Annotated in this window: 16 protein-coding genes and 1 pseudogene; 6 read left to right on the top strand and 11 right to left on the bottom strand. The window is 52.6% G+C overall.

All coding sequences use genetic code 11. The features are described 5' to 3' along the window. Positions 1-210 precede the first annotated feature (210 nt). The 9 genes from rpsR to dnaA form a co-directional block, all read right to left on the bottom strand. Positions 211-450 (bottom strand): 30S ribosomal protein S18, encoded by a 240-nt coding sequence (gene rpsR, locus H3M12_RS03505; RefSeq protein ID WP_129032222.1) that lies wholly within the window; start codon positions 448-450, stop codon positions 211-213. Positions 451-480: 30 nt separating this feature from the next. Beyond that, complete coding sequence (gene ssb, locus H3M12_RS03500) at positions 481-1,071, bottom strand: single-stranded DNA-binding protein (RefSeq protein WP_129032220.1); 591 nt, start codon at positions 1,069-1,071, stop codon at positions 481-483. Between the two features lie 40 nt (positions 1,072-1,111). Then, positions 1,112-1,408, bottom strand: coding sequence for a 30S ribosomal protein S6 (gene rpsF, locus H3M12_RS03495; RefSeq protein WP_129032218.1), 297 nt, complete (start codon positions 1,406-1,408; stop codon positions 1,112-1,114). A gap of 312 nt (positions 1,409-1,720) precedes the next feature. Then, positions 1,721-4,213, bottom strand: a complete 2,493-nt coding sequence (gene gyrA, locus H3M12_RS03490) for a DNA gyrase subunit A (RefSeq protein ID WP_404820009.1) — start codon at positions 4,211-4,213, stop codon at positions 1,721-1,723. 90 nt (positions 4,214-4,303) lie between these two features. Then, positions 4,304-6,250, bottom strand: coding sequence for a DNA topoisomerase (ATP-hydrolyzing) subunit B (gene gyrB, locus H3M12_RS03485; RefSeq protein ID WP_129032214.1), 1,947 nt, complete (start codon positions 6,248-6,250; stop codon positions 4,304-4,306). Positions 6,251-6,270: 20 nt separating this feature from the next. Next, positions 6,271-7,416, bottom strand: coding sequence for a DNA replication/repair protein RecF (gene recF / locus H3M12_RS03480; RefSeq protein ID WP_129032212.1), 1,146 nt, complete (start codon positions 7,414-7,416; stop codon positions 6,271-6,273). Beyond that, complete coding sequence (yaaA, locus tag H3M12_RS03475; RefSeq protein WP_407657811.1) at positions 7,416-7,610, bottom strand: S4 domain-containing protein YaaA; 195 nt, start codon at positions 7,608-7,610, stop codon at positions 7,416-7,418. Before yaaA ends, recF begins: the two co-directional genes overlap by 1 nt. 662 nt (positions 7,611-8,272) lie before the next feature. After that, complete coding sequence (gene dnaN / locus H3M12_RS03470; RefSeq protein WP_182150926.1) at positions 8,273-9,412, bottom strand: DNA polymerase III subunit beta; 1,140 nt, start codon at positions 9,410-9,412, stop codon at positions 8,273-8,275. A 240-nt stretch (positions 9,413-9,652) separates the two neighbouring features. Beyond that, positions 9,653-11,008, bottom strand: a complete 1,356-nt coding sequence (gene dnaA, locus H3M12_RS03465; protein ID WP_129032206.1) for a chromosomal replication initiator protein DnaA — start codon at positions 11,006-11,008, stop codon at positions 9,653-9,655. Positions 11,009-11,543: 535 nt separating this feature from the next. Here dnaA and rpmH point away from each other — a divergent pair. The 6 genes and pseudogenes from rpmH to mnmG all read left to right on the top strand — a co-directional run bounded on the left by rpmH (position 11,544) and on the right by mnmG (position 17,616). Further along, complete coding sequence (gene rpmH, locus H3M12_RS03460; RefSeq protein WP_083484058.1) at positions 11,544-11,678, top strand: 50S ribosomal protein L34; 135 nt, start codon at positions 11,544-11,546, stop codon at positions 11,676-11,678. A gap of 137 nt (positions 11,679-11,815) precedes the next feature. Beyond that, positions 11,816-12,172, top strand: coding sequence for a ribonuclease P protein component (rnpA, locus tag H3M12_RS03455; protein ID WP_129032204.1), 357 nt, complete (start codon positions 11,816-11,818; stop codon positions 12,170-12,172). A gap of 2 nt (positions 12,173-12,174) precedes the next feature. Beyond that, positions 12,175-13,008, top strand: coding sequence for a YidC/Oxa1 family membrane protein insertase (locus H3M12_RS03450; protein WP_170954956.1), 834 nt, complete (start codon positions 12,175-12,177; stop codon positions 13,006-13,008). Between the two features lie 159 nt (positions 13,009-13,167). Beyond that, positions 13,168-13,992 (top strand): annotated as a pseudogene (jag, locus tag H3M12_RS13035) (RNA-binding cell elongation regulator Jag/EloR). A 181-nt stretch (positions 13,993-14,173) separates the two neighbouring features. After that, entirely contained in the window at positions 14,174-15,568 is a 1,395-nt protein-coding gene (gene mnmE / locus H3M12_RS03440; RefSeq protein WP_170954955.1) for a tRNA uridine-5-carboxymethylaminomethyl(34) synthesis GTPase MnmE, read from the top strand. 137 nt (positions 15,569-15,705) lie between these two features. Next, positions 15,706-17,616 carry a tRNA uridine-5-carboxymethylaminomethyl(34) synthesis enzyme MnmG gene (mnmG, locus tag H3M12_RS03435; RefSeq protein ID WP_182150925.1) on the top strand — a complete coding sequence of 637 codons (1,911 nt, stop codon included), beginning with the start codon at positions 15,706-15,708 and terminating at the stop codon, positions 17,614-17,616. 687 nt (positions 17,617-18,303) lie between these two features. On the opposite strand, the gene brnQ is transcribed toward mnmG, so the two are convergent. After that, positions 18,304-19,653, bottom strand: coding sequence for a branched-chain amino acid transport system II carrier protein (gene brnQ, locus H3M12_RS03430; RefSeq protein WP_225423503.1), 1,350 nt, complete (start codon positions 19,651-19,653; stop codon positions 18,304-18,306). A 111-nt stretch (positions 19,654-19,764) separates the two neighbouring features. Continuing rightward, positions 19,765-20,412, bottom strand: coding sequence for an NAD(P)-dependent oxidoreductase (locus H3M12_RS03425; protein ID WP_129032198.1), 648 nt, complete (start codon positions 20,410-20,412; stop codon positions 19,765-19,767). Positions 20,413-20,414 lie beyond the last annotated feature (2 nt).

The raw sequence follows: 20,414 nt of genomic DNA, 5'->3' as shown, positions 1-20,414 counted from the left end.
GTTTAACCATTTTCATAGCTTAATTTTTACAGCTCTTAGTCTATCCGCTGATTTGTATATTTACACACAATTGCCCCCATATTTAGGGGAAATCACTGACTTATCCCCCAAATATGGTAGTTATCCACCAAAAGCTGTGCATAACTCGTCCGTTTTTGGGGATAAGTGGCAAAAAAAGGAATCACTCGATTGAGTGATTCCTTTTCCATGCTAACCTTCGTCGCTAACGAATGGCATTAAGCCCATGATCCGTGAACGCTTGATAGCAATAGTTAACTTCCGTTGGTTCTTGGCACTGGTACCAGTGACCCGACGAGGTAAAATCTTGCCCCGTTCGGAGATGAACCGACGTAATAAGTCAGTGTCTTTGTAATCAATGTATTCGATGTGGTTGGCTGCGATGAAGTCAACCTTACGACGGCGACGGCCGCCACGACGTTGTCCTGCCATGGATAAGTCCCTCCTTATAGTGTTAGTTTTTTAGAACGGTAAATCATCGTCAGAAATGTCAATCGAATCGCCAGTGTTTGCAAACGGGTCGTTGGCGTTGTTGCCATTGTTCCCGTTATTGTTCTGGTTGCCGTTAGCCGGGGCGTTATTGCCCGTTGGCGCAGCGGAATTTGGATTCCCTTGTGGGGCGTTCGACGGGTTCCCACTCGTGAACGGATTGGTATTTTGCGATTGATTAGTCTGAGGAGCATTATTCGCAGGTGTGCCGTAATTATTGCCACCTTGAGCCCCACGGTTACGATTGCGGGGTTCCAAGAAGGAAAAGTTTTCGACGACCACTTCGGTCACATAGACCCGTTGGCCCTGTTGATTTTCATAGTTCCGGGTCTGAACGCGGCCTTCAATGCCGACCAAAGATCCTTTGTGCATATACTGGGCAAAATTCTCCGCGGACTTGCGCCAAATCACACAACTAATGAAATCAGCTTCCCGCTCACCTTGCTGGTTGGTGAACCGCCGATCAACGGCCAAAGTAAAAGTGGCAACAGCAGCACCGCTTTGGGTGTATCGTAATTCAACATCCCGTGTTAGTCGGCCAGTAAGTACTACTCGGTTGATCATTGCTGAATAACTCCTCTCAAGTTAAAAGTTAAGGTTAAAATTAATCTTCGCGCTTAACGATCATATGACGTAAGATATCGCCATTGATCTTGGATAAACGGTCGAATTCGTTTAAAGGCGTGTCGTTGTCAGTGTTCAACGTTACGACGTGGTAGATACCTTCGTTGTAGCCACCAAATTCGTAAGCGAAGCGACGCTTAGACCAGTCTTTAGAACTGATAATTTCTGCACCGTTGTCCGTCACGATCTTGTCAAAACGTTCTACCAAGGCAGTCTTAGTAGCGTCGTCAAGATCTGGACGAATGATGTAGGTAATTTCGTATTTCGTAGTTTCCATGAATCGTACACCTCCTTATGGACTTCAGGCTTCCACCAGATTGTGGAAGCAAGGAGAGTCACTAGCGTAAGCCAGATACTCACAAGGTAGAAGTATAGCATAAAAAACGGGGGGACGCAAATCGGGGCCGACCGATGGGGGTGAAAAACGATACACGCTTAACTCCGATGTTGAACCGGGATTTTTTCCGACTTCGCAAATCCCAGCCAAACTAATTGCACTTAAAAAAGGGACGTGGAAAGATTACCTTTCCACATCCCTTAGCTTCTCGTGATCGACCCCGTGGTCCAACCCAAGCAGCATACTGTTCAATTAAGCTTCAGAATCGTCGTCCGTCGGCGTATCTGGCGTGGACTTAGCCACCGGTGCGTCTGCTGAATCACTATCAGTCGACTTTTCCGTCGTGTCATCCGGCGTGTCGTCTTCCTTAGCGACCTTGGCCATCGTGGCCACCTTCGAGTCCTCACCTAAGCGAATCAGATGAACCCCCAATGTCGCCCGGCCGGTGACGGAAACGTCGGCGACCCCGAAGCGAATCATGACCCCTTTATCGGTAATCAACATGATATCTTCGTCGCCGTTGACCGTGGTCAGACCCGCTAACGGCCCGTTCTTTGCGGATACGTTGACGGTCTTGATACCTTTTCCGCCACGACCCTTAATCGGGTACTCGCTGGCCGGCGTCTGCTTGCCGTAACCCTTTTCGGAAATGACAAAGACGTGGTCGTCTGGTTTCAAGACACTGGCACCAATGACGTAATCGTTGTCCCGCAGGCGAATGCCCCGGACCCCGGTCGCTGACCGCCCCATGGACCGAACTGCGGATGCCGAGAAACTAACCGCGTAACCCTGGTGCGTTCCAATGATGATATTGGCCGTTTCCTGAATAATAGCCACGTTCATTAGTTCGTCGCCGTCCTTCAGGTTCAACGCCTTCAGTCCGTTACTACGGATATTGGCGAATTCAGCCACGGGCGTCCGCTTGACCGTCCCGTTGACCGTGGTGAAGAACAAGTCGTTGTCGTCATTTTGACCGGAATTGGCCACGTTGATGACAGCTTGAACGTGTTCATCAGTATTGATTCCCAAGAGGTTAATGACCGGAATGCCTTTGGCCGAGCGCCCGTATTCGGGAATCTCGTACCCCTTCATCCGGTAGACCTTCCCGGTGTTGGTAAAGAATAGCAACATGTCATGCGTAGACGTGGCGACTAAGTGTTCAATAAAGTCGTCATCGTGAACGCCCATGCCTTGAATTCCTTTACCACCCCGGTTTTGGGCCTTGAATTCAGTGGTTGGCAACCGTTTGATGTACCCGTTATGGGTCAAGGAGACCACGACGTCTTCTTCGGCAATCAGGTCTTCGTCTTCGATACTCAAGACCTCCCCGACCATCAATTCGGTCCGGCGCTTGTCACCAAACTTATTTTGAATGTCGAGTAATTCTTGGTAGATGATTTCCTGTTGGCGGTCCTTGGACGCCAAGATGGCCTTGTAATCAGTGATGGATGCCTGCAAGTTCTTGTACTCGTTTTCGACCTTTTCACGTTCCAGTCCCGTCAACCGAACCAACCGCATGTCCAAAATGGCTTGCGATTGCTTGTCCGACAAGCTGAACCGACTCATCAACTGGTTCTTGGCCAATTCCGAGGTCTGGGATTGGCGGATGATCGTGATGATTTCATCGATATGGTCCAGCGCAATCCGGAGCCCCTCCAGGATGTGGGCCCGCGCTTGGGCCTTCTTCAAATCAAAGGCCGTCCGCCGCCGGATAACCTCCAGCTGGAATTTCAGGTAGTACTGTAAGATGGCTTTTAAGCCCAACACTTTGGGCGCGCCGTCCACAATGGCCAGCATGTTGATGCCAAAGGAAGTCTGCATCAACGTCATCTTGTACAAGTTGTTCAAAATGACTTCGGCGCTGGCATCCCGGCGGACATCAATAACAATCCGCATCCCGGTCCGGTCAGACTCATCGTTGACATCGGTGATGCCTTCGATACGTTTGTCTCGTGCCAGTTCGGCGATGCGTTCAATCAGCTTAGCCTTGTTGACCATGTATGGAATCTCAGTGGCCACGATGCGTTGCTTACCGTTCTTTTCTTCTTCGATGTCGACCTTCGCCCGTAAGGTAATGGTCCCCTTACCGGTCTCGTAAGCCCGGCGAATGGCCGCCTTACCCATGACGATCCCGCCGGTTGGAAAATCGGGACCCGGTAAGGCCTCCATCAATTCCGCCAACGTGGCGTCAGGGTTGTTCATCAAAATGTGTAGCGCACTGATGACCTCGCTCAAGTTGTGGGGCGGAATGTTCGTCGCCATCCCCACGGCGATTCCGGACGCCCCGTTCACTAAGAGGTTCGGAAACCGGGATGGGAGCACGACGGGTTCGCGTTCACTGCCATCGTAGTTATCCTGATAATCGATCGTATCTTTATTGATGTCGCGCAGCATTTCCAGCGCGATTTTACTCAACCGGGCTTCGGTATACCGCATGGCTGCGGCGCCATCACCGTCGACGGACCCGAAGTTTCCGTGACCGTCAACTAACATGTAGCGGTAGGAGAAGTCTTGTGCCATCCGCACCATCGATTCGTAAACCGCCGAATCACCGTGGGGGTGATACTTCCCTAAAACGTCTCCGACCACCCGGGCCGATTTCCGGAAGGGCTTGTCGGGCGTGATGCCCAGTTCATGCATATCGTACAAAATCCGCCGGTGAACCGGTTTGAGTCCATCGCGCACGTCAGGCAAAGCCCGGGCCACGATAACGCTCATCGCGTAGTCCAGAAACGATGTCCGCATGGTTTTTGAAAGATCCACATCGGTTATTCGCGTGTGGGTAAAATCTTGATCAGCCAAATTCTTATCCTCCGTTCCTACTTCCGCGTAACGCTAAACATCGAGGTCAGCAAACGTGGCGTTATCTTCGATAAACTGCCGCCGTGGCGCCACCTTATCGCCCATCAACATACTGAAAACTTGATCAGCGTTGATGGCATCCTGTGAGTCGACCCGCAAGAGCCGCCGATTTTCGGGGTTCATGGTCGTGTCCCACAGTTGTTCCGCATCCATTTCACCTAACCCTTTGTACCGTTGAATCTGCGGCTTCGGTGACGGGGCCAATTGGCCTAAGATGGCTTTTAATTCTTCGTCCGAATCGATGTAGCGTTGGAACTTCCCTTGGCGGACCCGGTACAACGGTGGACAGGCAATGTAGACAAAGCCGGCATCGAGTAACGGCCGCATGTAACGGTAGATCAACGTCAGTAACAGCGTCCGAATATGAGCCCCATCGACATCGGCATCGGTCATAATAATCAACTTATGGTAGTTGGCTTTGGAGACGTCGAAATCGTCGCCGAAGCCGGTCCCCATGGCCGTAAACATCGAGCGGATTTCTTCGTTCGCTAAAATGCGGTCCATCGAGGCTTTTTCGACGTTCAAAATCTTCCCCCGAATCGGCAAGATGGCTTGGGTCAATCGCGACCGGCCCTGCTTGGCGGATCCACCGGCAGAGTCCCCTTCGACGATGAATAATTCGGAGATTTCCGGGTCCTTGGACGTATTGTCCGCTAATTTACCGGGCAGGTTACTGATTTCGAGTCCACTCTTCTTCCGGGTGACTTCCCGCGCTCGCTTAGCAGCGACCCGCGCCTTAGACGCCAAGGTCCCCTTGTCGACGACCTTGCGCGCTACGTCGGGGTGTTCCATCAAGAAGCGCATGAAGTGGTCCGCAAAGGTGTGGTCCACCGCGGTCCGCGCATCGGAGTTCCCCAGCTTGGTCTTGGTCTGCCCTTCGAATTGTGGGTCCGGGTGCTTGACCGAAACGACGGCTGTTAAGCCTTCACGCACGTCATCCCCGGTCAGGTTAGCATCGCTATCCTTCATCAGCTTGTTTTGCCGCGCATAGTCGTTGACGACTCGCGTCAAGGCTCGCTTGAAGCCTTCTTCATGGGTCCCACCTTCGTAGGTGTGAATGTTGTTGGTAAAGGTCAGTAAGTTGTTGTGGTAGTCCTCGGTGTATTGGAGGGCCACTTCAACGGTGATGCCGTTTTCTTCCCCTTCCACGTAAATCGGGGGTTCAAACAACGTCGTTTTGTTTTTATTCAGGTAATCGACGTAGTGGCGAATCCCACCTTCGTAGAGGAAATCCTCTTCGGTCGGGGTCTCGGGGCGTTCATCACGAATCGTGATCCGTAACCCCTTGTTCAAAAAGGCCAGTTCCCGAATCCGGGTGGTCAACGTCTGAATATCGAAGGTCGTGGTTTCTTGGAAAATATACGGGTCTGGTAAGAAGTGCACGTAGGTCCCGTGCTTTTCTTCTGGCAACCCGGTCTCCGTGACGTGCATCGGCGTCTTGACGTGGCCGCGGGTGAAGTCCATGGCGTAACGCTTGCCATCCCGAACGACTTGGACGTCCAGTTCGGTCGACAGAGCGTTCACGACGGAAGCCCCGACCCCGTGGAGTCCACCAGAAACCTTGTACCCGCCACCGCCGAATTTCCCCCCGGCGTGCAGAATCGTAAAGACGGTCTCCAAAGCGGGTTTGCCAGTCTTCTTTTGGATATCGACTGGAATCCCCCGACCATTATCGGTCACGGTAATACTGTTATCTTTTTTTACCGTGACGTGAATGGCGTTGGCAAAGCCCGCCAAGGCCTCGTCAATCCCGTTATCCACAATTTCCCAGACCAGATGGTGCAGGCCTTGGGAACTCGTGGTTCCGATGTACATCCCGGGCCGCTTCCGGACGGCTTCCAGCCCTTCTAGGACTTGAATCTGGCTGGCGTCATATTCGCGGGCGCGTTCTTCTTTGGTTTCATTTTCGTTATTAGCCACTGTCTAATCCTCCTTACAGACTACTCGGTCGACGCTGAATCGTCGGCCGCAGTATCGGCCACCACGGTACCAGCCTCAACGTGAAAGATCGTCGGGTCGGTAATCAGCTTGCGGGTCACCCCGCTCAAACTGGTGGTGGTTATAAACGTTTGCACTTTGTCTTGAATGGCCGTGAGTAAATGGGTCTGGCGGGCATCGTCCAGTTCGGACAACACATCGTCGAGTAGTAAGACGGGGTACTCACCCGTCTCGGCCTTCATCAGTTCAATTTCCGCTAGCTTGACGCTTAACGCGGTCGTCCGCTGTTGCCCTTGCGAGCCGAAGGTCTGGACGTTCTTGTCGTTGACCTGGAAGCGTAAGTCGTCGCGGTGGGGCCCCACCAAGGTCGTCCCTTGATAAAGCTCCTTGTCTCGTTGCTTGTGGTACAACGCCGTCAACGCATCACAAATGGTCTTGGAATCCGTTAACGCCGTCTCGGCCACCTGCGTCGCGTAATGAAAGGTGAGCGTTTCGTGGTGTTGCGAAATCTCAGCGTGAATCGTTTGCGCCCATTGCTCCAAGCGTTGGAGTAAGACCAACCGCTGATGAATAATATCAGCGCCGTACGCGGCCAATTGGTCGGTCAACACGTCCAAAAACAACTGGTCGTGTTGGCGGTGGTGCTGTAAATCCTTTAGGTATTGGTTGCGCTGCTTCAGTAGCGTCCGGTAACGACTCAGGTTATACAGGTACCGCGGGTTCATCTGGCCAAATTCCATGTCCATGAACCGCCGCCGAACCGTCGGCGCCCCTTTGACGATGGCCAGGTCCTCCGGCGCAAATAAAATCACGTTGAGCTGACCCACGTATTGGGACAAGCGGGCCTGTTCTAAGTGATTGATTTTCGCGCGTTTACCTTGCCGGGAAAACGTTAGCTCTAACGGCGTCGTGCCGCTGCCTTTGACCACGCGTCCCGCTACCTGGGCCGTTTTGGCCTGCCAGTTGATCAGGTCGTGGTCGTTAGCGGTCCGGTGACTGCGCGTCAACGCTAACGCATAAATCGCCTCTAAGAGGTTGGTCTTTCCCTGAGCATTGGCTCCTAAAAGGACGTTAATTCCGCGACCGAAGTGCAGATCCGCCGACGCGTAATTTCGAAAGTTTTGGAGCTGCAACTCTTGCAAATACATTATTCACCCTGCTTTGAGCGTATAAAAAATAATCCGACATCAGGGACGGCCACCGTATCACCCGGGTAGAGCTTGCGACCACGCCGATTATCCGGCTCGTCGTTGACCATTACGGTCGTTTCTCGCAAATACCACTTGGCTTGACCGCCTGTACTGATTATGGATTCTTCCTTGAGCATCTGACCTAGTGTCATGTAGGGCGTCTCAATGAAAACCGCTTTTTTCACAACTTCACCCCTTCATTATCTTTACTTATATTATACCGCTTTTTAGCGAAAAGTACAGGCGAACCATCTGATTTCAGCGCTCTGAGTCCGTTGGTCGCATTTTTGATATTTTTGCTATAAAACGGGTAAATCTGCTCAGAGGCCATTTCAACGCCGTCTACCAGAATTGGCCCATTTTTCGTTCGATTTTCAAAATAATTTCATTTGTGAAACCGTTGCGCACGCAATTACGAAAAAATCCCGTATAGTAAAACGTTATACGATTTTCCACCAATCAGCGCGTCCAAAACTAGACCGCTTGCCGGCTTACAGCAAGCGGTTAGGACTAATAATCGATGCCCCAAACTGACGAACCTAACGGAACGTGGGGTGGCTTTCGTCTTTAGTCAGACTGCTGGCACCAGCAAAACTGCCGGCGTTAGCCCATCACTTACGCCCCCAAAGACTTATCCCCAAAACGCCGTAGTTATGCCCAGATTGGGGGATAACTCGGCCTAACTTCCAAGAAATTTTATCCACCTGTGATTAAGCTGCGGCCTAACTGAGTTATCCCCACACTTGTGGACAACAAAAAACGTGCACCCCAATTGGGGTGCACGTTTTCCACAGTGTTGGACCAGTCAGGCGCTTTAGAACGTCCGCACTGGGGTGATTAACTGGATAAAGTTGCTGGTGTCCTCTGTTGGGACCAACGTAAATGGTCGCAACGGGGACGTGAAGGCCACGCGGATGGCACTTTGGCCAAAGGAACGCAATGCATCCTTCATGTAATCCGGATTGAAGGAGATTTCCAAGTCGGCGCCGTCCATATCCTTAGGCGTCAAGTTTTCTTCAACGTTCCCGACATCCGGTGAGTTACTAAAGATGGTGACCGTCTTAGAAGTCGGCTTCAGGGTCAGCTTGACCACGTTGTTGCGGGACTCATGAGACAGTAACGATGCCCGTTCGACGGCGGCCAAGAGTTCGGGCGCTTCAATTTCCACCGTGGTGGACGCCGTCTTCGGAATCAACCGCGATGTATCAGGGTAGTTACCTTCGAGTAACCGGGAGTAAAACGAGGTGTCGCCCAATAAGAAGAGCACCTGATTTTCGGAGAACTGCATCTTCACGTCCTCGTCGCCGTCACCGATCATCCGGGACAGTTCGGTCAGACTCTTACCGGGAATGATCACGTCAAAGTTGGCGTCGGTCGGTTGTGGTAATTCGATCTGCCGTTGGCTCAACCGGTGACTATCGGTCGCCACGGCTAAGAATTGGTTATCGTTCAAGACGAAGTGCACCCCAGTCAGAATCGGGCGACTTTCCTGGGTGGAGACCGCAATAACGGTCTGACTGATCAATTCTTTGAAAACAGCGCCGGATAACACCACGGAGTCCTCAGCATCGACTTCGGGCAGGTGGGGATAATTGTTCGCGTCTTGACCGTTGATGTTGAAGGCGGCGGTTCCAGAAGTGATTTCGGTCTGGAAGCCATCCTTCACGGCAACCGTCATGGTCTTTTCAGGGATACGCTTAACGATTTCACTAAAGAAGTGCGCCGTCAAGACGATAGCCCCGGGATCATCTATGGTGAGGCCGTTATCGGGATCATCGGCCCGAATCAAGCTTTCAATCGAGATGTCGGCGTTCGACCCGGTTAGTAATAAGCCCGCGTCGCTCGCGACGATTTTCAGACCAGTAAGAATCGGAATCGTAGTTTTCGAAGAAATAGCCCGGGAGACGTTATTGAGTTCTTTGACAAACGCTGTCCGGTTAATCGTAAATTGCATACGGAATGACACTCCTTTTATCTGACTCCCTCGAGACGAGGGGTTAACTTAATTAAAAGAAAAAACAGTAGTCGTAGTAGGGCCTGTAGATAGTGTGGATAAACGTGCGGAACATGCGGTGAATTAACAAAGTGACCTGTGGAAAAGTTGTGGATAACCAGCAATGTTATCCACCTGCTATCCACAGGGCCACTTTGATTGGGTTGTTAACCACAGAATCTAGGGCTGCATAATTGGTCGTTAATGCCGCAATTCTTCCTTCAAATCGGCAATGTCTTTTTGCAGGTCGGGATCGGTTTTTAACGATGCGGTAATTTTATCATACGCGTGGATGACGGTGGTGTGATCTTTGCCGCCAAACTCGTTACCAATCCGCGGTAACGACGAATCGGTCAGTTCGCGCGAGAGGTACATGGCAATTTGGCGCGGAATCACGATTGTTTTTTTGCGTTTCTTTCCTTTAAGATCCTTCAACGAGACGTTAAAGTAGTCCGCCACCCGATTTTGAATCACGGGAATCGTGACTGTGGTTTCGGCGTGAGCTAAATTCAAGCCCTTTAATGCTTCAGCGGCCAAATCGGTCGTGATGGGTTGGCGCATCAAACGGTGGTACGCTTGGACGCGGGCAAGTGCGCCTTCGAGTTCACGGACGTTAGAATCGATTTGCCCGGCGATGTAACTGAGGGTGTCGTCAGGGATGTCGACTTGGTCGGCATCGGCTTTGTTGCGCAAGATGGCGATACGCGTTTCCAGGTCGGGTGGCGTGATATCCACCGAGAGCCCCCACGCAAAGCGCGAGACTAAACGGTCCTGGAGCTTTGGAATCTCGTTAGGCAAGCGGTCGGACGTTAAGACAATCTGCTTGCCTTCATCATACAACGTGTTGAACGTATGGAAGAATTCTTCCTGCGTTCCTTCCTTATTAGCAAAGAACTGAATATCATCGACGAGTAACAAATCAACGTTGCGGTACTCTTGACGGAACTGCTCCTGCGTCCGGGTCTGAATTGCGTTAATGAAGTCGTTGGTAAAAGCTTCACTGGTGACGTACTTGACCTTGGTCTCGGGATGATCTTCTAGCATCTTGTTCCCGATGGCGTGCATCAAGTGGGTCTTGCCCAATCCGACGCCCCCGTAAAAGAACAGCGGGTTGTACATGACCCCGGGTTCTTCGGAGACCACCAGAGCGGCGGCGTGCGCCATCTGGTTGCCCTTGCCGATTACGAACGTGTCGAACGTGTAGCGGGGGTTCAACGTCGTTTCCTTCATAAAAGTGGGCGTGGGTTCGCGATTGTCGGTCGCGTCCGGGTCAGCTTGGGCCTTTAAGGTGGCCTGTTGCTGGCGCTCACCTTCGAGAATCAACACGGGTTGAACGTCTTCGTGGGTGGCTTGATAAGCGTATTCGACGAGCTGCTGGTCCAAGTGTTGGTTGGTCCAGTAATCCCGATGCAGGGGTGACGGCAGTTCCAACGTCAGTTTATTGCCCACCAGAGAAACGGGCTTGGCGGAAGCAATCCAAGTCGCGTAGGACGTTTTCGAGTAGCTCTGTTTGAACGACTCTTGGATATCAGTCCATAAAGTTGACATATCTGGCACTAATGGGATCCCCCTCACTGAAAAAATTAATGACAGGCACCCCTAGTCGAGTAGGGGACCCTGAAAAACGTATCTTTAGTGTAGCATGCCGAAAAAAAGTTTTCCACAGGTAAATGGGACCTGTGACTAATTGTTTCACAGGCGGTTGACAACGGTTATCCACAGGATGCTGATTTCTGTGGATTTAGAAAGTTATTCCCAGTTATCCACAGACCCAAAATGTTGGGAAACATTATTACGTTGCGTGTTTCACAAGTTATCCACATTTTGAACAGGCCACAAAAATTGAGTATGCACACGTTGTGATTCGGTGGATAACTTGGTGGGTAAGTCCGGGATAACTTTTTGCCGTCCCCGAAACCATCCACAGCAATTGTGCATAAGGCGAGCTAAATTGGGGAGAAGTTTTTGGGCAAAATCGGAAGTTCTGGTTTCCATTCAGCAGGTTTTATGCTAATATAGTCAGGAAATGCATTTAGTCTGTTTGGTACCTACCAAGCAACCAATCAAAAATAAGTTATAAGGAGGTGTCACGATGAAGCGCACTTACCAACCAAAGAAGCGTCACCGTTCACGTGTACACGGTTTCCGCAAGCGGATGAGTACTAGCAACGGCCGTCACGTCTTAGCACGTCGCCGTCAAAAAGGACGTAAAGTATTGTCTGCATAGGCCGCTGAAGGTTCAGTGGTCTTTTTATTTTATCTGAGTCGGTACTGGGACTCCAATGCCCCTCGGACTGTTTGTGCCAGTCAGCCGGCTGGCAGTCAATTTCGATCATTAGATCGTTAAAGTTTTGGAGATGCACCATGCGAAAATCTTACCGCATTAAGAAAGAAGCGGAATTCCAGCAGGTCTTTGAGACCAGAAATTCGGTCGCTAATCGGCAGTTTGTGGTGTACTCAATGGCTAAGCCAGCGCAAAAGCACTTTCGGGTCGGCATTTCGGTCGGCAAGAAAATTGGAAACGCCGTTCATCGTAACTGGGTCAAACGGCGAATCCGGCAGAGCCTTCTCGAGTTGAAGCCCTTCTTGAAACAAGATGTGGACTTTCTCGTGATCGCCCGGCCCAGAGCAGACGGAATTTCGATGGCGGATGCCAAGAAGAGCATGATTCACGTGCTCAAGCTGGCGCAATTGCTAGATTCCAACTATAGTGAGGAATAACTGTGAAAAAGTACAGACGCACCCTACTAATGTTAGGTATCGTGAGTCTGGTGTTGCTTCTCTCGGCTTGTAGCAATAAGCCAATCACTAATCAAAGTACGGGGATTTGGGACGGGTTAATCGTCTTGAACTTCTCGCGGGCGATTATCTGGTTGTCTCATTTCTTCGGCCATAGCTACGGCATCGGGATTATCCTCTTTACCGTTATCATTCGGATTATCCTGTTACCGTTGATGATCTTCCAAACACGCAGTATGCGGAAGACCCAAGAGATTCAACCCCAGATCAAGGCCTTACAGAAAAAATATTCATCGAAGGATCGGGAAACGGTCCAAAAATTACAATCTGAACAGCAGAAGTTGTACGCCGAGGCGGGCATTAACCCGTTGATGGGGTGCTTACCAATGCTCGTTCAGTTACCCATTATTTGGGCGTTGTATCAAGCCATCTGGCGGACCTCAGTCTTGCGGTCCGGGGACTTCTTGTGGTTGCAACTGGGCCACAAGGACCCGTACTTTGTCTTGCCGGTGTTGGCGGCCTTAGCAACGTTGGTCAGTTCTTGGCTGACCACGAAATCGGCGCCAGAAACTAGCTCGATGAACACCATGATGATCGTCGGGATGCCGGTGGTCGTCTTCTTCACCGCCCTCAACATTGCCTCGTCCATCTCACTTTACTGGACGATTTCCTACGTGTTCCAAGTGGGGCAAACCCTCTTGATTCAAAACCCGTGGAAGATTAATGCCGAGCGGGAAAAGAAGGAAAAGGCGAAAGCCGAACATGATCGGTCGATTCGCCGGGCCATTCGGAAAGCCAAACAAAGTCGTCGTAAATAGTCAGGAACTTAAATGCATTTTAACCGCTGAGCTGTTTTGGGCTTGAGCGGTTTTTTTATGCGCGGGGCAGGATTGGTGCCCGTTAAGGTTTAACCTGGCGTTGAAGCCGGAGAATGGTATACTAGCAATTGACTGAAATGCAGAACGGAGGAAGACACGATGACGATTTTTACGGGGAAAACGGAAGCGGCCGCAATCGCGGCTGGTCTGGCGACCTTGACGGCCAAGCGCGACCAGGTAACGGTGAAGGTGGTCCGAACGGCGCGCAAGGGCTGGCTAGGCATCGGGCGGCGTGACGCCCAGGTGGACGTTCAACTGAAGGCCGCCCAACCCGCGCCGGCGGTTCAACCGGCCAAACAGCCGGTCCACTCCCAGACGCCCCCCGCCGCCACGGCTTCTCAACCCCAAAAAGCAGCGGTGCGCCCCGCAGCCACCCCGGCATCGGCCTCAACCAAGCCGGCATCGCAACCAGCTCACGATACGGCGACGCCTAAGGTGCAGCCAGCCCACGACGCAACAACGCCTACTAACCGGGAAGCCGCCATCAAGGCTCTGACGACTTACGTCACGACCATCGTTTCGTAGCTGGGTATCGAAGCGACCGTCACGGTAGAGCACCCCGCGCGGCGGCAGGTTCGAGTCGCCTTTGCGACCGACAAGGAAGGGTTGTTGATCGGTAAACACGGTCGCACCATCAATGCGTTGCAGAGTCTAGCGCAACTCTTTTTGAACCATCATGGCGCAGCTCACGTGATGGTCGAACTCGACGTCGCGGATTATCGCGAGCGCCGGGCAGCCACCTTGGCCCGTTTAGCCGATAACACCGCCCGTGAAGTGGTGGCGTCCGGCAAGCCAATTTATCTGGACCCGATGCCCTCGTTTGAACGCAAGCAGATTCACGCCGCTTTGGCCAGCAACCATTACGTGACGACTTACTCGGCGGGCAAGGAACCCCACCGCGCGGTAGTGATTGAACCGGCCTAAACGTTGGGTTTGACAAATTTGGCAAAGCACCTTATAGTGAAGACAATCATTCTTATCAAGTTTGCGATAAAGTAGTGAAAGTACTTTATCCGCGTCTGTTAGGTGGCGTGGAGTAGGTGCTTTTTTTTATGGCGTTAAATGACACGCCAGGGTAGTTGACTTGAAAAACAAAGGGAGGATCATGATGGCAACGACCACAGAATTCGATACGATTGCGGCAATTTCGACTCCGCCTGGTGAAGGCGGCATCGCCATTATTCGATTAAGCGGCGACGCGGTCTTTGACGTGATTGAGAAGTTGTTTAAGGGTAAAGACTTGCGCCAAGTAGCGAGTCACACCATCAACTACGGGCACATTATCGACCCGGAAAATGATGAAGAAGTCGATGAAGTCATGGTGTCCGTGATGCGGGCGCCCAAGACCTACACCAAAGAAGACATCATTGAAATCAACTGTCACGGTGGGATCGTGGCGACCAACCGCATCTTACAGCTGTGCTTGAGTTATGGTGCACGCTTAGCGGAACCTGGTGAGTACACCAAGCGGGCCTTTTTAAACGGTCGGATCGACCTTTCGCAGGCTGAAGCCGTGATGGACTTGATTCGCGCCAAGACTGACAAGTCGATGAAGGTGGCTTTGAACCAGTTGGACGGAGACCTGTCCCACTTGATTCGCCACCTGCGCCAAGACATCTTGGATGCCTTAGCCCAGGTCGAAGTCAACATTGATTACCCCGAATACGACGACGTAGAGACCATGACCACCAAGATGCTCTTGGAAAAGGCCACGGAAGTCCAAGCCCAGATCAAGACCTTATTGGCCACGGCCAAGCAAGGGAAAGTCTTGCGGGAAGGCCTGGCGACGGCCATCGTCGGCCGGCCTAACGTCGGCAAGAGTAGTCTGCTTAACCATCTGTTGCACGAAGATAAGGCCATCGTCACTGACGTGGCCGGAACCACCCGGGACGTTATCGAGGAATACGTGAACGTCAAGGGCGTCCCGTTGAAACTTATTGACACGGCCGGGATTCGCGACACCACCGATAAGGTCGAAAAGATTGGGGTGGAACGCTCGCGCAAGGCCATCAATACGGCGGATCTGGTCCTACTGGTCTTGGATGCCAGCGAACCGCTCTCGGCGGAAGACCAGGAGCTGTTGAAAGCCACGGCCGATACCCAACGCATCTTGATTTTGAACAAGACCGACTTACCTGCCAAGCTTGATTTGGCGGCGGTCAAAGCAGCGGCTGGCAAGAGTCCGTTGATTGAGACGTCGATCCTGAAGCGTACGGGGATGGACGAGCTGGAAAGTACCATCGCTCACCTGTTCTTCAACGAAGGCATCGAGTCATCACAAAACAACGTGATGGTCACTAACGCCCGGCACATCGGGTTGTTACACCAGGCTAGCCAGGCGTTAGACGACGTTAAGCACGGAATTGCCATGGGGATGCCAGTGGACCTGGTCCAAATCGACATGACCCACGCCTGGGACTTACTGGGTGAAATCACGGGTGACAGCTACCAAGACGAATTGTTGGACCAATTGTTCAGCCAGTTCTGCCTCGGCAAATAAAAGTATCCACCGGTGGATAACGAAATTTTTAAAAAGTTATCCCCAAGTGGACAACTGTAGTTAAAAATAGTTATTAACAGGAATGAACGTTTGGCGGCGGAGAAGTCCAAAACCAGGTATGGAGGGAAAGAGAAACCATGACGGAAGTAAAACAATACCCCGGTGAGGACTACGATGTCATCATCGTGGGTGCTGGCCATGCCGGCAGTGAAGCCGCACTAGCGGCCGCCCGGATGGGCAACAAGACGTTGTTAATGACGATCAACCTGGATATGGTCGCCTTTATGCCATGTAACCCCTCGGTCGGGGGCCCGGCCAAGGGAATCGTGGTCCGGGAAATCGACGCGTTAGGTGGCGAGATGGGGAAAAACATCGACAAGACCTATGTGCAGATGCGGATGTTGAACACTGGTAAGGGCCCGGCCGTCCGCGCTTTACGGGCGCAGGCCGATAAGCATGCCTACCACGCGGAAATGAAGCATACCTTGGAAAGAGAACCTAACTTGACCTTACGTCAGGGTATCGTCGATGATCTGATCGTGGAAGACGACGAGTGTAAAGGGGTCATCACCAACACCGGCGCGAGCTATCGGGCCAAGGCCGTGGTTATCGCAGCCGGGACCGCGGCGCGGGGGAAGATTATTATCGGTGAACTGATGTACTCGTCGGGCCCGAACAACTCGCAACCAGCGACTAAGCTAACGGCCAACCTGCCGAAGTACGGTTTTGATTTGGAACGCTTCAAGACCGGGACCCCGCCGCGGGTGGATGGCAACACCATCCACTACGATGAGACCGAGGAGCAACCCGGCGACGAACAGCCGAACCACTTCAGTTTCACCACGCCAGACAGTGCTTACTTAAAACTGAAGAACCAACTGTCTTGCTGGTTGACTTACACCAACACCAAGACTCACGAAATCATCCGCAAAAACCTCAATCGCGCGCCGATGTTTACCGGTGTGATTGAAGGGGTCGGCCCCCGGTACTGCCCATCAATCGAGGATAAGATCGTCCGGTTTGCCGACAAGCCGCGCCACCAGCTTTTCTTGGAGCCAGAAGGCCGGCACACCGATGAATGGTACGTTCAGGGGTTATCGACCTCGATGCCCGAAGAAGTGCAACAGAAGATCTTGCACTCTATTCAGGGGCTCGAGGACGCCCAAATGATGCGCCCGGGTTACGCCATCGAATATGATGTCGTGTCGCCATACCAGTTGCGACCAACGTTGGAGACTAAGGTCTTAAAGAACCTGTTTACGGCCGGTCAGACCAACGGGACGTCCGGTTACGAGGAAGCGGCGGGCCAAGGCTTGTTAGCCGGTATCAATGCCGGTTTACGGGCACAAGGCAAGCCAGGCTTCACCTTGAAGCGGTCGGACGCTTACATCGGTGTGATGGTCGACGACTTGGTGACCAAGGGCACCAACGAACCTTACCGGCTGTTGACCAGCCGGGCTGAGTACCGCTTGATTTTGCGGCACGACAACGCTGACTTGCGGTTGACGGCAAAGGGCCATGAGCTGGGGTTGATCAGTGACGACCGGTACCAAGCCTTCCTCGACAAGAAGGCCACGATTCAGGCCGAAATTGACCGCTTGAATAAGATTCGCATCAAGCCTAACGACGCGGTCAACGCCTTTATCACCAGCCATGGGGATAAGCCGTTGCAAGACGGTGTGACGGCAGCGGTCTTCTTACGGCGCCCATACGTGGACTATGAAGCCTTATCGCAGTTCATTCCGGCACCAGAACACCCGTTGGACCGACACATCGTTGAAGAAATCGAGATTTCCTTGAAGTACGCTGGCTACATCAAGAAGGCCGAAGCCAACGTGGCTAAGTTGAAGCGGATGGAAGCCAAGACAATCCCAGATAAGATTGACTACGACGCTATCGACGGTCTGGCGACCGAAGCGCACCAGAAGTTGAAGAAGATTCAACCGGAGACGCTGGCCCAGGCCAGTCGAATCAGTGGGGTCAACCCCGCCGACATCGCTATCTTGAGCGTTTATATCGAACAGGGGAAAATCGCTAAGGTCAACTAAAGAAACGTGAATTACTGAAAGGCCCAAGCAACACGTTGTTGCTTGGGCCTTTTTGGTTGGTTTAGTCTGGATAAGGGGTGGGGAGCGAAAAACGACAACCAACGTTATGTGGGGCGCCAAAAAAGGGTGGTGCCTGCTTGAATCTTATTATTAATAACAAAATTATGATAGCAGAGTGACAGATATACAAAAACTTTACAATAAAGAGACCGAAATCATAATTTAGCCTGCTAAACTAAGCCGTACAGTGAACGTTGAGGACACCCGATTACGCTGGTGTGTGGCCTAACGTTACATAGCTCAGGCGGTGACGGTTAACGGGGATAACCTCCCGCTCGCGGCGTGACAGTTGATGGTCATTTAAAACGTTAGGCAGGCCAGCGAAGCCACGGGGCTTGATTGGTCGCTGGTGACCCGTTCACTGTAGGTAGTCATAAATGAGGAGGAGTAGCACTAAAGATGGACCTAATCTGATTTGAACAACGTTAGGTTCAGGCTTATTCGGTTAAGTGTGACGGATAATCTTTGGTAGATGCTCTAGGTGGGCTGATGAGTTGTGGTGGACCGTGAGCGTCCCCTCAGCCACGGTCAGCCCACCGTTACTGACACCCCGCTGTGAGCAGGGTGTCAGGTCATCCCAAAAGAAAAGCGGCACCCGGTGAGGGGGTGTCGCTTTTTGTGTAGTGTTTAGTCGGTGGACGTTTTGGCCCGATACAAGTGACTGGCTACTTGACCGATAATGAGGCCTAAGATAGCCGGGACCACCCAGCCAAAACCATTGGCAGCTAAGGGCAGGTAGTCGTTGGCCGTGAGGATGGCTTGGCACCACCCAGTTGCTTGCCAACTGGCGGGTAAGGAACCGGCGGCAGACCCAATCGCGGGGAGCAGTGTGAATAGGATCGTCACGTTATAAAGAATCCGGGAACTCCCGAATAGTGGCGTGAGGACCGCTAAGATGATCAACGCGATCGCCAATGGATACAAGAACATCAAGACCGGTGTCGAATAGGCAATCAAGCGGGTCAAGCCGACGTTAGCGAACAGGCAGGGCAGGATAGCCGCAAAGGCGGTCACCGCGTTATAGGGAAGCTTGGGGAACAGGTCGTGCATGGTATCCCCAAACGCCGAAATCAAACCGATCGCCGTTTTGAGGCAAGCGATGATGACCAGTAAGGCCAATAAGCCGTTTCCCCACGATCCAAAGTAGTAGTGGGCAATCTGAGCGAGCGTCACGCCGCCGTTGGCCGCGGCGGCGAAATGTCCCAGACTCATGGTCCCCATCAATGCCAGCAAAGTGTAGATGACGCCCATCAAAAGCATGCTGATGGTCCCCGCCTTGATGGTGTCTTGGGCGATTTGCCGCGGGTCGGTGACCCCTAGCGAGCGAATGGTGTCGATGACCACGATGCCAAAGGCTAACGCCGCTAAGGCATCCATGGTGTTGTAACCTTCGGTGAAACCGCTGAGCACCGGACTAGTGGCGTAAGCCCCTCGCGTGGGGCCGCTTAACGGCCCCATGGGGTGCAGCAACGCCGCGCCGATGATGATGGCAAGTAAAATTAAAAAGAGGGGAGTCAGCCATTTGCCGATGTAAGTCATCAGTTTCCCGGGATGCCGGGCCAGCAACCAGGCGACCAAGAAGAAGGCCACCGAGAAAAGGGCCAAGCCCCAGGTCTGACTGCCAGAGTTGAGGAAGGGGACGGCCCCGATTTGAAACGAGGTGGTGGCTAACCGGGGGATGGCGAAGAAGGGACCCAACGTGAGGTACAACACGATGGTGAAGCCATAGGCGAACGGCCGGTTGACCTTGCTGGCCAAGGCAAAGACGCCTTCGCTTCGTGACAACCCCATCCCGGTGACCCCCAACAGTGGGAGCCCAATCCCGGTCAGCAACAAGCCCAGGATAGCCGCCCAAATGTGACTCCCAGCTTGTTGCCCCAGGTAAATGGGGAAAATCAGGTTGCCGGCACCGAAGAACAAGCCAAAGAGCATGGTGCCGATGAACCCAGTTTCCCGCCAGGTGAGACGAGTTTTCAAAATAATCGCAACTTTCTATGATTTGACATGTAAAACCCCTACTATCTTAGCAAAATAATTGAAAAACGCTAGCCCCAAATGGGACTAGCGTCGAATTTTTTTAACATTAAGCTAGTTATCGGCCACGGTGAAGCGAACTTGATGGTGCTTGGGCGTTTCGAGTTCGGCAATGATGGCTTCGGCCATGGTCCCGGCTGAGGTCTCTGATTTGCCTTGGTCATTTTTCAGTAACTCGTCGGTCCCGTACAGTGCGGATTGCGCGTCTCCGGCATGGAAGTCAGCGGCCGGGGAAACGCCGACCCAGTTGACGTTAGTCACGGTCCGCAGGAAGGTCAACTCGGCAAGCTGGTTCTGAGGCACGGCGACAAAGGCGGCCGCATTGGGGTCCTGCTCGATGTCGTGGACGAAAAGGTGGTGGTCCGCACCGGTCAAGAGACTCCCGGCGCCCAGGATGAAGACCAGCCGAGGACTAGTGGTCTCCCGCAATTGGGCGACTAAGTGGGCGGCGAGATCCACGTGCAAGTAGGCTTGTGCGGGCGCGGTCGCAAAGGCGTCAATCACCGCGTCACTGTGGCTGAGGTCGGCTTTCGTCAGGCCAAAGGCGTCCTGCGCGCGGGTGGTCAGATGTTCGTCTTGAGGCAGTTGCGCCAACTTTTCGGCGGACCGGGCGATAGCGGTGACCGAGTGGCCATGCTGCAATGCGGCGGTAACCAGGGCGGAACCGGCCATTCCGGTGGCTCCAATAATGGTAATGTTCATCA

The sequence above is a fragment of the Levilactobacillus suantsaii genome (assembly GCF_014069315.1).
Lineage (GTDB): Bacteria > Bacillota > Bacilli > Lactobacillales > Lactobacillaceae > Levilactobacillus > Levilactobacillus suantsaii.
This window is presented reverse-complemented; position numbering and strand designations above follow the sequence as displayed.

Coding starts and splice junctions, on each gene's coding strand:
- H3M12_RS03425 (WP_129032198.1), bottom strand. CDS start 20,412: ATGAACATTACCATTATTGGAGCCACCGGAATGGCCGGTTCCGCCCTG.
- mnmG (WP_182150925.1), top strand. CDS start 15,706: ATGACGGAAGTAAAACAATACCCCGGTGAGGACTACGATGTCATCATC.
- gyrA (WP_404820009.1), bottom strand. CDS start 4,213: ATGCGGACATCGTTTCTGGACTACGCGATGAGCGTTATCGTGGCCCGG.
- dnaN (WP_182150926.1), bottom strand. CDS start 9,412: ATGCAATTTACGATTAACCGGACAGCGTTTGTCAAAGAACTCAATAAC.
- yaaA (WP_407657811.1), bottom strand. CDS start 7,610: ATGACACTAGGTCAGATGCTCAAGGAAGAATCCATAATCAGTACAGGC.
- recF (WP_129032212.1), bottom strand. CDS start 7,416: ATGTATTTGCAAGAGTTGCAGCTCCAAAACTTTCGAAATTACGCGTCG.
- rpsF (WP_129032218.1), bottom strand. CDS start 1,408: ATGGAAACTACGAAATACGAAATTACCTACATCATTCGTCCAGATCTT.
- mnmE (WP_170954955.1), top strand. CDS start 14,174: ATGATGGCAACGACCACAGAATTCGATACGATTGCGGCAATTTCGACT.
- ssb (WP_129032220.1), bottom strand. CDS start 1,071: ATGATCAACCGAGTAGTACTTACTGGCCGACTAACACGGGATGTTGAA.
- rnpA (WP_129032204.1), top strand. CDS start 11,816: ATGCGAAAATCTTACCGCATTAAGAAAGAAGCGGAATTCCAGCAGGTC.
- rpmH (WP_083484058.1), top strand. CDS start 11,544: ATGAAGCGCACTTACCAACCAAAGAAGCGTCACCGTTCACGTGTACAC.
- rpsR (WP_129032222.1), bottom strand. CDS start 450: ATGGCAGGACAACGTCGTGGCGGCCGTCGCCGTCGTAAGGTTGACTTC.